Source organism: Pedococcus sp. P1_H8 (assembly GCF_056405175.1).
The window spans coordinates 46,392-60,245 of sequence record NZ_JBFUCP010000007.1; the positions used below are offsets into that span (position 1 = coordinate 46,392).

At 70.5% G+C, this 13,854-nt stretch carries 10 protein-coding genes; 8 read left to right on the forward strand and 2 right to left on the reverse strand.

All coding sequences use genetic code 11. From position 1 onward, the window contains the following. Nucleotides 1–95 precede the first annotated feature (95 nt). The gene (groL, locus tag AC1DYG_RS11325) at nt 96–1,715 is read left to right on the forward strand and encodes a chaperonin GroEL (RefSeq protein ID WP_477639964.1); all 1,620 of its coding nucleotides are present in this window, start codon (nt 96–98) and stop codon (nt 1,713–1,715) included. Between the two features lie 108 nt (nt 1,716–1,823). Further along, nucleotides 1,824–3,332 carry an RNA polymerase sigma factor gene (locus AC1DYG_RS11330; protein ID WP_477639965.1) on the forward strand — a complete coding sequence of 503 codons (1,509 nt, stop codon included), beginning with the start codon at nt 1,824–1,826 and terminating at the stop codon, nt 3,330–3,332. Nucleotides 3,333–3,341: 9 nt separating this feature from the next. Here AC1DYG_RS11330 and AC1DYG_RS11335 read toward each other — a convergent pair whose 3' ends face one another. Together AC1DYG_RS11335 and AC1DYG_RS11340 are read right to left on the reverse strand one after the other, a co-directional pair. After that, nucleotides 3,342–3,566, reverse strand: coding sequence for an RNA-binding S4 domain-containing protein (locus AC1DYG_RS11335; protein ID WP_477639966.1), 225 nt, complete (start codon nt 3,564–3,566; stop codon nt 3,342–3,344). 19 nt (nt 3,567–3,585) lie between these two features. After that, entirely contained in the window at nt 3,586–3,879 is a 294-nt protein-coding gene (locus AC1DYG_RS11340) for a WhiB family transcriptional regulator (protein WP_477614773.1), read from the reverse strand. 213 nt (nt 3,880–4,092) lie between these two features. On the opposite strand from AC1DYG_RS11340, the gene guaB reads away from it, so the two are divergent. From guaB to AC1DYG_RS11370, 6 genes are all read left to right on the forward strand, one after another. Next, on the forward strand, nt 4,093–5,676 hold the full coding sequence (gene guaB, locus AC1DYG_RS11345) for an IMP dehydrogenase (RefSeq protein WP_477639967.1): 1,584 nt from the start codon (nt 4,093–4,095) through the stop codon (nt 5,674–5,676). 147 nt (nt 5,677–5,823) lie between these two features. Continuing rightward, nucleotides 5,824–7,200 carry a S8 family peptidase gene (locus AC1DYG_RS11350; RefSeq protein WP_477639968.1) on the forward strand — a complete coding sequence of 459 codons (1,377 nt, stop codon included), beginning with the start codon at nt 5,824–5,826 and terminating at the stop codon, nt 7,198–7,200. Nucleotides 7,201–7,446: 246 nt separating this feature from the next. Next, on the forward strand, nt 7,447–8,568 hold the full coding sequence (locus tag AC1DYG_RS11355) for a GuaB3 family IMP dehydrogenase-related protein (RefSeq protein ID WP_477639969.1): 1,122 nt from the start codon (nt 7,447–7,449) through the stop codon (nt 8,566–8,568). A gap of 124 nt (nt 8,569–8,692) precedes the next feature. Next, nucleotides 8,693–10,285: a succinic semialdehyde dehydrogenase gene (locus AC1DYG_RS11360; protein WP_477639970.1), complete on the forward strand. Its 1,593-nt coding sequence runs from the start codon at nt 8,693–8,695 to the stop codon at nt 10,283–10,285. Between the two features lie 3 nt (nt 10,286–10,288). Continuing rightward, nucleotides 10,289–12,025 carry a GMC oxidoreductase gene (locus AC1DYG_RS11365; RefSeq protein ID WP_477639971.1) on the forward strand — a complete coding sequence of 579 codons (1,737 nt, stop codon included), beginning with the start codon at nt 10,289–10,291 and terminating at the stop codon, nt 12,023–12,025. A 686-nt stretch (nt 12,026–12,711) separates the two neighbouring features. Beyond that, on the forward strand, nt 12,712–13,845 hold the full coding sequence (locus tag AC1DYG_RS11370) for a hypothetical protein (protein WP_477639972.1): 1,134 nt from the start codon (nt 12,712–12,714) through the stop codon (nt 13,843–13,845). Nucleotides 13,846–13,854 lie beyond the last annotated feature (9 nt).

Consider the following 13,854-nt stretch of genomic DNA (forward strand, 5'->3'; position numbering starts at 1 on the left):
ACCGCGTGAGTGACGTGCCCTGTATGCCGGCCTGCCGGCATACAGGGCACGTTGCCTTCAATCCCCCTGAATCCGATTGCTAGAGAAGGACTTTCATGGCTAAGACGCTGGAGTTCAACGACTCCGCCCGCAAGTCGCTGGAGCGCGGCGTTGACGCGCTCGCGAACGCGGTCAAGGTGACGCTCGGCCCGAAGGGCCGCAACGTCGTCATCGACAAGAAGTGGGGCGCCCCGACGATCACCAACGACGGCGTGACCATCGCCCGTGAGATCGAGCTCGAGGACCCCTACGAGAACCTCGGTGCCCAGCTCGCGAAGGAGGTCGCCACCAAGACGAACGACATCGCGGGTGACGGCACCACGACGGCCACCGTGCTCGCCCAGGCCATGGTCAAGGAGGGCCTGCGCAACGTTGCCGCAGGTGCCGCCCCGGCCAGCCTGAAGCGCGGCATCGACGCGGCGGTCCAGGCCGTCAGCGCCAAGCTGCTCGAGACCGCTCGCGAGATCGAGGGCAAGGAAGAGATCGCCCAGGTCGCCGCGCTGTCCGCCCAGGACGAGACGATCGGGTCGACCATCGCCGAGGCCTTCGACAAGGTCGGCAAGGACGGTGTCATCACCGTCGAGGAGTCGTCGACGGCGACCACCGAGCTCGAGTTCACCGAGGGCATGCAGTTCGACAAGGGCTACATCTCGCCCTACTTCGTCTCCGACGCAGAGCGCATGGAGGCCGTGGTCGAGGACGCCTACATCCTCATCAACCAGGGCAAGATCTCGGCGATCGCCGACGTCCTGCCGGTGCTGGAGAAGGTCGTCAAGACCGGCAAGCCGCTGCTGATCATCGCCGAGGACATCGACGGCGAAGCGCTGTCGACCCTGGTGGTCAACAAGATCCGCGGCACGTTCAACGTGGTTGCGGTCAAGGCGCCGGGCTTCGGCGACCGTCGCAAGGCGATGCTGCAGGACATGGCGACCCTCACCGGTGGCCAGGTCATCTCCGAGGAGGTCGGCCTCAAGCTCGACCAGGCCGACCTCGACGTGCTGGGCCAGGCCCGCCGCGTCGTCGTCACCAAGGACACCACCACGATCATCGACGGCGCCGGCAACTCCGACGACGTCACCGGCCGGGTCAACCAGCTCAAGGCCGAGATCGAGCGCACCGACTCCGACTGGGACCGCGAGAAGCTCCAGGAGCGCCTCGCCAAGCTCGCCGGTGGCGTCTGCGTCATCAAGGTGGGTGCCCACACCGAGGTGGAGCTCAAGGAGAAGAAGCACCGCATCGAGGACGCCATCTCGGCGACCCGCGCGGCCATCGAGGAGGGCATCGTCGCCGGTGGCGGCTCGGCCCTCGTCCACGCCTCCACCGTCATCGACGACCTCGACCTCGAGGGCGACGAGGCGACGGGTGCGCTCATCGTCAAGAAGGCCTCGGCCGAGCCGCTGCGCTGGATTGCCGAGAACGCCGGCATGGAGGGCTACGTCGCCGTCTCCAAGGTGCGCGAGCTCACCCCGGGCAACGGCCTCAACGCCGCGACCGGTGAGTACGGCGACCTGATCAAGGCCGGGGTCATCGACCCGGTCAAGGTCACCCGCTCCGCGCTCGTCAACGCCGCCTCGATCGCGTCGATGGTGCTCACCACCGACACGCTCGTCGTGGAGAAGAAGGAAGACGAGGACGGCCAGTCCGCCGGCGGCCACGGTCACGGCCACGGTCACTGAGTCACCCGGCATACCTCACGAAGGCTCGTCCCCACAGCGGGGACGGGCCTTCGTCGTGTCGGGGCGGCATACGATGCGCAGAGCGGGTGGCGCAGAGCGAGGTGGCCCATGGCGGATCGGTTCGCCGAACCCCCCAGCTTCGACGAGTACGTCGTGGCCCGGGGCGCCGACCTGCTGCGGACCGCGTGGCTGCTGGTCGGTGACGACCGGGGTGCCGAGACCCTCGTCCGCGCCACCCTCGCCCGGAGCTGGCCGCAGTGGCACCACCTGTCCGAGGTCGGCGCCGGGTCATACGACGCGGAGCTGCGCAGGGCGTTGATGGCGGGCTACCTGCGGCGTCGGCCGCTTCGTCGCGGCCACGACGACCGCGCCGAACCCGTGGGGCCGCGAGGCACCGCCTCACCCCCTCCCACCAAGGCGGACGTGCTCGCCGCGCTCGCCGGGTTGTCCCGTCGCGAACGCGCGACGCTCGTGCTGTGGTCCTTCGACGGCCTGAGCGAGGCCCAGATCGCCGACGCCCTCGACGACGGCGTCGCCGCGGTGCACCGACACCGCGTGCATGCTCTGGCGACCGTGGGCGCGCTCCTCGCCCTCGACGAGGAGGGACTGCGTGCCACCCTCGCGGCCCTGCCGCCCCAGGACCCCTCCGTCAACGGTCTCGTCGACCCTCCGAGGTCGTATGCCGGGTGGCTGCGTGGTGTGCGCGGGTGGGCTCTCGCCGGGGCCGGCCTGGCGGTGGTGGCCCTGGTCGGGGGGCTGGTCTCGCGAGGTGGGGACGGGGTGGCCCCGACGCCGCCGCCCTCGGCACCGGTCGCGCTGGCCTGCCGGACCTCCTTCGGACCGCCGTCACCGCCCGTCGAGCGCAGCCAGCCGCTCAGCCAGACCGTCGCGGCCGTGCTGGTCTGCGCCCAGACCGACGAGGGCTCGGTCTGGGCTGGCTCGCTGCCGCCCGATGCCCCCGTGAGCGTGCCACCGGCCGTCGACGCCCTGACGCTGCAGCCACGCACCAGTGGCGTCGAGTGCGCTGCCCTCCCGCAAGGACCAGCCTTCCGGATGGTGTTGCAGGGCAAGGACGGCAGCATGACGACCTATGCCAACGAGGGTCTCGCGTGCAATGGCTGGCCGGCCCTGGCGAGCTACTACGTCGCGCTGGCTGAGCAGTCGGCGGAGGAACGGTCCGGACCGGGAGAGACCGGCGCCGGCTTCCTTGGGTGCCCGTCCCTCCTCGCCAGGCCCCCGGCCTCGCCCGTCGCCGCTGCACCGAGCCTGCCCCGGGGGACCGTCCTGGAGAAGGCCACGGCCTGCCTTCACCCACGACCCACACTCACGACGGTGCCGCGGTACCGCGCCATCCGGGTCAACGTCATGGGGGGACCACAGCTCGCCCAGCTCAACGCCGACCTCGCCAGGGCCGGGTCGAGCGCGGTCCCCGGCAGCTCCTGCACGGCCGGCAGCTCGCTCTTCGTGGTGCGGGGGATGACCGGAGACGGCCGGCTCGTCGAGCTCAGCAGTGTCTGCGCCGACCGGTTCACCGTCGACTGGAAGGCGAGGGACTCCTGGCCGGTCAGCACGCAGACGCGCGACATGCTGCGTGCCCTGCTCGTCGTCGCCGACTGAGCCACCGGCTCAGGCGTCGGTGACCACGGTCAGTCGCTGACCGGCATACCCGACGGTCTGGCCGGGACGCACCTGGGCGCCGCGGCGGACCTCGATCTCGCCGTCGACGGTGACTTCGCCGAGCTCGATGACGGACCGCGCCATGGCGCCGTCGTCGACGACGCCCGCGAGCTTGAGCAGCTGCCCGAGCCGGATGGACTCGTCACGGATGGGGACTTCGACGGGGCTGCTCACGCAGCCGAGTGTAGGTCGCTCAGCTGGCGGCCGGGACGGCGTGGCCGGCGTAGTACGCCTCGCGCTCGTCCTCGGTCATCGCGCCCCAGACGCCGTAGGGCTCGCGGACCCGCAGCGCGTGCTCCCGGCACTGCTTGAGGACCGGGCAGGCCAGGCAGACTTCCTTGGCCTGGGTGTCGCGGGAGCGGCGGGCTGGCCCACGTTCGCCCTCGGGGTGGAAGAAGACCTCTGGGTTGATCTGGCGACACGAACCGTCGAGCTGCCATTCCCACAGGTCGGCAACCGGTCCTGGAAGCCGTGACAACTCAGCCATGTCGTCCCTCTTCTTCCTGCGGCACGGTGCCGCACGTCTCGGACGCTACCGCCCTGTGACCTGCGGAAACAGGGCTGGAACGTAAGGACTTGTTCAAGGCCGCGCAGAGGGATGCGGGTTGTCCCGCATGCTGGACGGTGCCGGCGCAGTCCGTCTTCGGGCGGTTCGGGAGGTCGGTCAGGGGGTGGGGTCGGCGCCCGTTACGATTGGGCAATGAGCCTTGGTGTGGACCTCGATGACCTTCGGCGCCTGCAGGAGTCCGCTCCCGCCCCAGCCCCGGAGTCCGCTCCCGAGCCCGAGGAGCACGACCCCTTCGGCAAGCTGGGCCTGACCTACGACGACGTCCTGCTCCTGCCCGGTGAGACCGACGTGATCCCGTCCGAGGTCGACACCACCGCACGCCTCACCCGCGAGATCTCGCTGCGCACCCCGCTCATCTCGAGCGCGATGGACACCGTGACCGAGTCGCGGATGGCCATCGCGATGGCCCGCCAGGGCGGCCTGGGCGTGCTGCACCGCAACCTCTCGATCGAGGACCAGGCCTACCAGGTCGACCTCGTGAAGCGGACCCAGACGGGGATGATCAGCAACCCCATCACGATCGGTCCGGACGCCACCCTCGAGGAGCTGGACCGGATCTGCGGCGAGTACCGCGTCTCCGGCCTGCCCGTCGTGGCTCCCGACAACACCCTGCTCGGCATGATCACCAACCGCGACCTGCGGTTCACCCCCGTCGCCGAGTGGGCGACCACCCGGGTCCGCGACGTCATGACCCCGATGCCGCTGGTGACGGGCGCGGTCGGCATCTCCCGCGAGGACGCCACCGCCCTGCTGCGCCAGCACAAGCGCGAGCGGCTGCCCCTCGTCGACGGCCAGGGCCGGCTCGCAGGTCTGATCACCGTCAAGGACTTCGTGAAGTCCGAGCAGTTCCCCGACGCCAGCAAGGACGACCACGGACGCCTCATGGTCGGGGCCGCCGTCGGCTACTTCGGCGACTCGTGGGAGCGGGCGACCACCCTCATGGAGGCCGGGGTCGACGTGCTCGTCGTCGACACCGCACACGGGCACGCCCGCCTCCTGCTCGACATGATCCGCCGGCTCAAGGCCGACCCCGCCACTGCACACGTCCAGGCCATCGGCGGCAACGTCGCCACGCGCGCGGGTGCCCAGGCGCTTGTGGACGCGGGCGTCGACGCGGTCAAGGTCGGCGTCGGTCCCGGTTCGATCTGCACCACGCGCGTCGTCGCCGGGGTGGGCGTGCCGCAGGTGACGGCCATCCACGACGCGTCGCTGGCCTGTCGCCGCGCGGGGGTGCCGGTCATCGGCGACGGTGGCCTGCAGTACTCCGGCGACATCGCCAAGGCGCTCGTCGCCGGCGCCGACACGGTCATGCTGGGTTCTCTGCTGGCCGGGTGCGAGGAGAGCCCCGGTGAGCTGATCTTCGTCAACGGCAAGCAGTTCAAGTCCTACCGCGGGATGGGTTCGCTCGGCGCGATGTCGTCGCGCGGCAAGAAGTCCTACTCCAAGGACCGCTACTTCCAGGCCGACGTCACCAGCGACGACAAGATCGTCCCCGAGGGCATCGAGGGCCAGGTGGCCTACCGCGGCCCGGTGTCCGGTGTCGTCCACCAGCTCGTCGGCGGCCTCCACCAGTCGATGTTCTACGTCGGTGCGCACACCGTCCCCGAGCTCCAGGCGCGGGGCAGGTTCGTCCGCATCACCTCGGCGGGCCTCAAGGAGAGCCACCCCCACGACATCCAGATGACCGTCGAGGCCCCCAACTACAGCGGGCGCTGACCCAGCCGAGCCAGCAAGCCGAGGTATGCCGGGTGGTGGCCACCCGGCACACGTCTCCTACGCGTTCTGGTCGATCCGTGTGCAGGGGGGTCGTCCTAGCGTGGTCGTGCCCTCGMCGCGCGAGGGCACCGGGCCCGGAGGTGGACCATGCGCACATCCCACCGGCGACTCCTGACCGCACTCTCCGCGGTCGCCCTCGCCACGACCGCTCTGACCGGCACCGCGGTGGGGGCCACCCAGCGCACCCAAGCCGCCACGACGGGTGAGCTGACCGCGATCTGCCACGACCTGTGGGACGGCGTGTTCGCAGCTCCCAGCAGTGAACCGTTGGCCGCCTGCCAGTGGGACATGGCCCTGATCGGTGCCAACGACGCGACCCGGGCGCTGGCGGACGGCTCCGGCGTTCGCGTCGGCATCATCGACTCGGGGATCGACTTCCGCCACCCGGACATCACGCCCAACCTGGACCTCGCCTCGTCCTGCTCGTTCATCCGCAGCGACGACCCCGCCATCCTCGCGGGGCTTGCGGAAGCCGCCGAGGCCGGCAACGGCGACTGCACCAACAAGACCGCTGTCTATGACCGTTCGGGCCACGGCACGCACGTGGCTTCCGAGATCGCGGCCCCGGTCAACGGCATCGGCATCGCCGGGATCGCGCCCAAGGCCACCGTCGTCGCGCTCAAGGCCTGCACGATGCCGGGCTACTGCTTCGCCTACGCCGTCGCCGATGCCCTGCGTGCCGCGGGGGACCGGCAGCTCGACGTGGTGAACCTGAGCCTGTTCGCCGACCCCTACCTCTACTACTGCGGGAACGACGCCCAGCAGCGGGCGTTCGCGGCCGACATCGCCTCGGCCGCGCAGTACGCCCGCCAGCGCGGCGTGCTCATCGTGGCCTCGAACGGGAACGAGCAGGCTGACCTCAGGCACCCGGTCCTGGACGCCATCTCTCCCGACGGGCCCGACGACACCCCCATCGAGCGGGTGGTTCACAACAGCTGCCGGGTGTTGCCGGCTGAGCTGCCTGGCGCCGTGACGGTCTCGGCCACCGGCCCGGTCGGCTACCCCGGCTACACGAGGAACATCGCGGACTACTCCAGCGTGGGCGGCGACGTCGCGGCGCCGGGTGGCGACTACTTCTCGGCCACCGGAACCGTCCAGGACGCGATCCTGGGTGCCGTGCCCCCGGACAGCGACATCTGGGCGGGGTTCGACCCGCTCGAGGCGGTCTTCCCCGGGATCACGGTCATCGACAACGGGGCGACCTACGTGTACCTCAACGGCACCTCCATGGCCGCTCCGCACGCGACGGGCGTCGCGGCGCTGATCGTCCAGCGCCACCCGGGCTGGTCGCCCAGCGCCGTCAAGGCAGCGCTGGAGCGTGGCGCGACGACGATGGCCTGCCCCGCGGACTGGCAGCCGCTCGGGCCCGCCGACGAACGGCTCAGGTGCTACGGCGGCTCTGACGGCTGGACCTCCTTCTTCGGTCACGGCCTGGTGAGCGCCTCCGCAGCAGCCCGCTCCTAGCGTCCACCTCACCCGCCCGTGTGGGGCGGGCATACGCAATCTGGGTGAGTCGCGGGGCGCGCGGGCAACCTAGGGTGACGACACGAGCGCTTCCGCGTTTCGAGCAGGGGGATCGCCAGATACGTCGTTGCAACCGGCCGGCCACGGTCGCTGTGACGATAAAGGGCGTCCCGTCGCCGGCCGCCCCCTCACTCGGCGACGGGACGTCAAGCGCGCACGGGTCTGGGCGCCCGATAGCCTTGCGCGGTGACTGAGATCGAGATCGGCCGAGGCAAGCGCGGCCGTCGGGCCTACTCCTTCGACGACATCGCGGTGGTGCCCTCGCGGCGCACCCGCGACCCGGAGGACGTGTCCGTCGGCTGGCAGATCGATGCCTACCACTTCGACATCCCGGTCATCGCGGCGCCGATGGACTCGGTGATGTCCCCCGACTCTGCCATCGCGCTCGGCAAGCTGGGCGGTCTGCCGGTGCTCGACCTCGAGGGCCTCTGGACCCGCTATGACGACCCGACCCCGCTGCTGGCCGAGATCGCCACCCTCGACCCCGCCCTGGCGACCGCACGGATGCAGGAGATCTACTCGGCCGAGATCCAGCCGGAGCTGATCACCGAGCGGCTGCGCCAGGTCCGCGAGGCCGGAGTGACCGCAGCCGGTGCCCTCAGCCCGCAGCGCACCCAGCAGTTCTGGAAGACCGTCGTCGACGCGGGGGTCGACCTGTTCGTCATCCGCGGCACGACCGTCAGCGCCGAGCACGTCTCCGGCCGCGCCGAGCCGCTCAACCTCAAGCGGTTCATCTACGAGCTCGACGTCCCCGTCATCGTCGGCGGGGCCGCCTCCTACACGGCAGCCCTGCACCTCATGCGCACCGGCGCCGCAGGTGTGCTCGTGGGCTTCGGCGGGGGAGCCGCGCACACCACGCGACGCACCCTCGGCATCCACGCGCCGATGGCGAGCGCGATCGCCGACGTGGCCGCGGCCCGTCGCGACTACCTCGACGAGTCCGGCGGTCGCTACGTCCACGTCATCGCCGACGGCGGCATGGGCGACAGCGGCGACATCGTCAAGGCTGTGGCCTGCGGCGCCGACGCCGTGATGCTCGGCGCTGCGCTCGCGCGCGCCACCGATGCCCCGGGTCGCGGGCACCACTGGGGGTCCGAGGCACACCACCCCGAGCTGCCGCGTGGCGAGCGGGTCGAGGTCGGGGCCCTCGCACCACTGGAGCAGATCCTCTTCGGCCCCGGCCGCACCGCCGACGGCAAGAGCAACCTCATCGGGGCGCTGCGCCGGGCGATGGCCACGACTGGCTACTCCGACCTCAAGGAGTTCCAGCGGGTCGAGGTCGTCGTCGCCCCCTACCAGCGGAGCTGAGCACCCGCCGCTCTTCTCCGCAACCTGAGCACCCTATGCGGCGCCCAGGTTGCGGACAGCGGATGTGGGCAAGGTCGCCAACTTACTGCTGGTAACCAAGGGTCCACGGACCTAGGCTGCGTGCATGGCTCCGGACCTGATCGCCGACCCCGAGACCGATCCCACCGCGACGTATGCCGTGGACCCGGCTCTCGCCCGACGGCTGGCTCGCCGGGTGGTCGCGGCCCCACGAGCTGCCCAGTTCGTGAGCCACACGCCGCTGACCGGGGCGCCGTTGGCGTCGCTGCCGGTGTCGACCCGTGAGGACGTCGCCGTCGCGGTCGACGCCGCACGCTCGGCGCAGCGGTCGTGGGCGCGCACGCCGATGGAGCTGCGCGAGCGGATCTTCCTGCGCTACCACGACCTCGTCCTCGAGCGTCAGGTCGAGCTGCTCGACATCGTCCAGCTCGAGTCGGGCAAGACCCGTCGCCAGGCGTTCGAGGAGGTCGCCGACGTCGCCCTCGTGGCGCGGCACTACGCCCGCTCCGCGGCGGCATACCTGCGTCCGCGGCGCCGGGCGGGGCTCTTTCCCGTGCTCACCCAGAGCACGGTCCACCACCACGCGCGGGGGGTCGTGGGCATCGTCAGCCCGTGGAACTACCCGCTGTCGCTCGCGATCACCGACGCGATCCCCGCGCTCATGGCCGGCAACGCGGTCGTCCTGCGCCCCGACCAGCAGGCGTCGCTCACGGCGCTCCAGGCCGTGCAGCTACTGACCGAGGCGGGGCTGCCCGAGTCGGTGCTGCAGGTCGTCCTCGGCGACGGCCCCACCGTCGGGCAGGCGGTCGTCGACCTCACCGACTACGTCTGCTACACCGGTTCGACGCAGACCGGTCGAGCGGTCGCGTCCTCCGTCGCGGGCCGCCTCGTCGGCTACTCGCTCGAGCTCGGCGGCAAGAACTCGATGTACGTCGCGGACGACGCGGACCTCGGCAAGGCGGTGGACGGGGCGGTCCGCGCCTGCTTCTCGTCAGCGGGACAGCTCTGCATCGCCATCGAACGACTCCTCGTGCACGAGTCGGTCGCCGACGAGTTCACCAGCAGGTTCGTCGCGGCCGTGGAGGAGATGCGGCTGGGGGCCGAGCTGGCCTACGGCAGCGACATGGGTTCGCTCGTCTCGGCGCAGCAGCTCGAGCGAGTGGCCGCCCACGTCGACGACGCCCGCGCCAAGGGGGCCCGCGTGCTCACCGGCGGGCGGGCGCGCCCCGACGTGGGTCCGTACTTCTACGAGCCCACCGTGATCGAGGGCGTCACCGCCGCGATGCAGCTGCGCGACGACGAGACGTTCGGCCCCGTCGTGTCGATCTACCGCGTGCACAGTGACGAGGAGGCGATCCGGCTCGCCAACGACACCGACTACGGCCTCAACGCCGCGGTCTTCACCCGCGACGTGGCGCGCGGACGCCGCATCGCGACGGCGATCCAGACCGGCACCGTCAACATCAACGAGGGGTATGCCGTCGCGTGGGGGAGCATCGCGTCCCCGATGGGTGGGATGAAGCAGTCGGGCGTGGGTCGCCGTCACGGCAGCGAGGGCATCCTGAAGTACACCGAGTCGCAGAACGTCACGGCGCAGTACGTCCTGCCGATCGCACCGGTCGGCGGCATGGGCGAGGAGACCTACGCCCGACTGATGACGAGTGCGCTCACGGTGCTCAAGGCCCTGGGTCGTCGATGAGGCATGGTCGTCGATGAGGCGGGGTCGTCGATGACCCCGAGCGCGCCGGGCAGCGACTACGACGTCGTGGTCGTCGGGTCGGGCTTCGGTGGCTCTGTCGCCGCGCTGCGACTGGCAGAGAAGGGCTACCGGGTCCACGTCATCGAGTCGGGCCGGCGGTTCCGTGACGAGGACTTCGCCAAGACGTCGTGGGACGTGCGCAAGTACCTGTGGGCGCCCAAGCTGAAATGCTTCGGGGTGCAACGGATCCACCGACTGCCGGACGTGATGGTCCTGGCCGGCGCCGGTGTCGGTGGCGGCTCCCTGAACTATGCGAACACGCTCTATGTCCCGCCGGCGTCGTTCTTCGCCGACCAGCAGTGGAGCGACCTCACCGACTGGGAGACCGAGCTCGCGCCCCACTACGACCTGGCCTCGACGATGCTGGGCGTGGTCACCACCCCGTGCCACGGCGTCGTCGACGACGTGATGCGGCTGGCCGCCCGCGACATGGGCGTCGAGGACACCTTCCGCAAGACGCCCACCGGAGTCTTCTACGGCATGCCCGGCAAGCGCGTCCCCGATCCCTACTTCGGCGGCGCGGGACCAGATCGCACGGGGTGCACGGAGTGCGGCAACTGCATGGTCGGCTGCCGCGTCGGCGCCAAGAACACCCTGGTCAAGAACTACCTCGCCCTCGCGGAGCGGCTCGGGGTCACCATCGAGCCGATGCGCACCGTCGTCCGCGTGGCACCGCGCCGCGGAGGCGGGTATGCCGTGACGCACGAGGCGAGCGGCGCGTGGGTCCGGCGGGCGCGGCATACCGTCACTGCGGACCAGGTGGTCCTCGCCGGTGGCACGTGGGGCACCCAGAAGCTCCTGCACGCCATGCGGCAGACCGGAGTGCTGCCGCGGCTGTCCGGCCGGCTGGGGCAGCTGACGCGGACGAACTCCGAGGCCGTCAACGGGGTGATGATGACGAAGGTCAAGCCGGGGATGGACTTGTCCAAGGGGGTGGCCATCACGTCGTCGTTCCACCCGGCTGCAGACACGCACGTCGAGAACGTGCGCTATGGCAGGGGCTCCAACGCGATGGGACTGATGGCGACGGTGCTCGTCCCGGGAGGGCAGCTGCCGCGGCCCGTCCAGTTCGTCGTCGAGGTGGTCAGGCATCCCGTGACGTTCCTGAGGTCGCTGTCGCAGTACCGCTGGAGCGAGCGGACGGTCATTGGCCTGATCATGCAGACCCGCGACAACTCGCTGCACGTCAACGGCACCTCGAGGCCCTTCGGCGGCCGGGGGCTGACCTCCCGCCAGGGACACGGTGAGCCCAACCCGACCTACATCCCGGCCGGACAGGAGGCGATGAAGGCGATCGCCGTCCGGCTCAGCGAGGCCAGCGGGTTGCGCGCCTTCCCCGGCAGCAGCCTCGGCGAGATCGTCAACATCCCGCTGACCGCGCACTTCCTCGGAGGCGTGACGATCGGCTCCAGCCCGGAGCGTGGCGTGATCGACGGCTACCACCGGGTCTGGGGCTACCCCGACCTGCACGTCGTCGACGGCTCGGCGGTGTCGGCGAACCTCGGGGTCAACCCGTCGCTGACCATCACGGCGCAGGCCGAGCGCGCGATGTCGCTGTGGCCCAACAAGGGCGAGGCCGACCCGCGTCCCGCGCAGGGTGAGGGCTACCGCCGGCTCGAGGCCGTGAAGGCGGCCAACCCCGCCGTGACCCGCTACAGCCACGAGAGCGCCGCGATCTGACGGCAGCTCCGGCTGGGCGGCGCTGGCTGACCGATGCGACTCACCAGCTCTGGGGACCGCTAAGACGGCGGGCGACACAAACCCCTGCCTTGTGCCGACCACCGTCTCAGGTGGTGTGGCTGGAGACGAGCCGGGGGGTGGGTCTCCAGCCACACCACCCAGACAACGACCCCGCTGAGCAGGGGTTACGCGGCGCCGAAAGATTTCTCCGGCCGGTGTCCTTGGTCACACTGAGTCCTCGTTCGGTCGCCGCCCGATGACGCGCGCGGGGGCCCCGACGCGGAGGGCAGATCCACCCGCGTCGACCTCGTCAGCGGGTGTTTGCGGATGGTCGAGTGCATTTGGGGCCGTCCGCCCCACGCTGCTGTCTGGACTCCTGAGGGGCGCAAGACCCGGCTGGAGGCAGGACGATCTGTTGCTTCACGCCCGCCTCGACGGGAAATCTGCCACGCCCGGTCCGGAGCCAGAACCGTTGTCGAGGGTGCGGTCAAACGCCGAGAGGGCAGACCAGAACCCGCTCGGATCGGCCTCGAAATCGTCTCGCGCGTACACCACCCACGGGGACAAGTCCACGGGTTCCCAGGTCTCGGACGGTGACTTGCCGGGCAGGTCTGCGCTGTGAGCAACCTATGCCTCGTCGGATCCACCCAGCCGGGTGGTGGATAACTCCCGGGGGGGAAATGACCATGTCCTTTCTGCGCACTGAGCGCGCCGTGCTCGACCACTACCTGCCAGGGCTCGATGGGTTCCTCGAGGGCCAGGAGCTGAGGGACCTCGAAGCGCCGGGGAGCAAGGCGATCGCCGCCTTCCGCCACCACGGCGGGCCAGGGCTGCTGGTGCCGGCGGAGCACAAGGGGCTCGGCGTCACGGCCCTCGAGGCCGTGCGCATCCAACGAGCGATTGGCTCGCGATCTCCGTCACTGGCCGTGGCCACGACGATGCACCACTTCTCCGTCGCCAGTCTCGTCGCACTCTCCGAGACGTCGGCCGGATTGGAGTGGATGGTCCTGGAGGCCATCGCGACGAACTCCCTCATCGTGGCCAGCGGCTTCGCCGAGGGCCGGACCGACGGAGGCATCCTCAGCCCGACCATGCAGGCCCGCCAGGACAGCGACGGCATCCACATCAGCGGGATCAAGCGCCCCTGCAGCCTGGCCCACTCGATGGACCTGCTCACTGCCAGCGTCCGCGTCCCGCGCACCACGGGAAGCGGCGACCAGCTCGCGGTGGCCCTGATCCCCGTGCCGTCGCCGGGACTCGAGGTCTCACCGTTCTGGAGCACGTTCGCCCTCGCCGGGGCGGAGAGCGACCAGGTCGCGCTGACCGACGTCCTGGTGCGCGAGGAGATGCTCGTGCGCACCGAGGTCGAGCCCGGGCAGCTGCTCGACGATGTCCAGACCAGCTCGTTCATCTGGTTCGAGCTGCTGATGATGGGCTCCTACCTCGGAGCGGCTTCGGCGCTCGTGGAACGCGTCCTGGACAACGAGCGCATTCCCGAAGCCGAGCGGCTGCGGCTCTACGTCGACATCGGTGGGGCAGCGCAGGCGGTCGAGAACATCGCCCGCCAGCTGCCCGAGCGTCAGACCAGTCGAGACCTCCTGGCCGAGTCCCTCATCGCCCGGTATGCCGTGCAGGCAGCCATCGCTCGTGTGGTGCCCACTGCGGTGGAGCTGCTCGGAGGGATGAGCTTCATCAGCTCTGACGACGTGGCCTATCTCAGCGCCGCCGTCAACGGACTGGGTTTCCACCCGCCATCGCGAGCAAAGATGGCCGGCCCGCTGCTTGCGCACCTTGCCGGCGCCCCCCTCGAGATCGTCTAAAGGAGCAGC

Coding starts and splice junctions, on each gene's coding strand:
- groL (WP_477639964.1), top strand. CDS start 96: ATGGCTAAGACGCTGGAGTTCAACGACTCCGCCCGCAAGTCGCTGGAG.
- AC1DYG_RS11330 (WP_477639965.1), top strand. CDS start 1,824: ATGGCGGATCGGTTCGCCGAACCCCCCAGCTTCGACGAGTACGTCGTG.
- AC1DYG_RS11340 (WP_477614773.1), bottom strand. CDS start 3,879: ATGGCTGAGTTGTCACGGCTTCCAGGACCGGTTGCCGACCTGTGGGAA.
- guaB (WP_477639967.1), top strand. CDS start 4,093: ATGAGCCTTGGTGTGGACCTCGATGACCTTCGGCGCCTGCAGGAGTCC.
- AC1DYG_RS11350 (WP_477639968.1), top strand. CDS start 5,824: ATGCGCACATCCCACCGGCGACTCCTGACCGCACTCTCCGCGGTCGCC.
- AC1DYG_RS11360 (WP_477639970.1), top strand. CDS start 8,693: ATGGCTCCGGACCTGATCGCCGACCCCGAGACCGATCCCACCGCGACG.
- AC1DYG_RS11365 (WP_477639971.1), top strand. CDS start 10,289: ATGGTCGTCGATGAGGCGGGGTCGTCGATGACCCCGAGCGCGCCGGGC.
- AC1DYG_RS11370 (WP_477639972.1), top strand. CDS start 12,712: ATGTCCTTTCTGCGCACTGAGCGCGCCGTGCTCGACCACTACCTGCCA.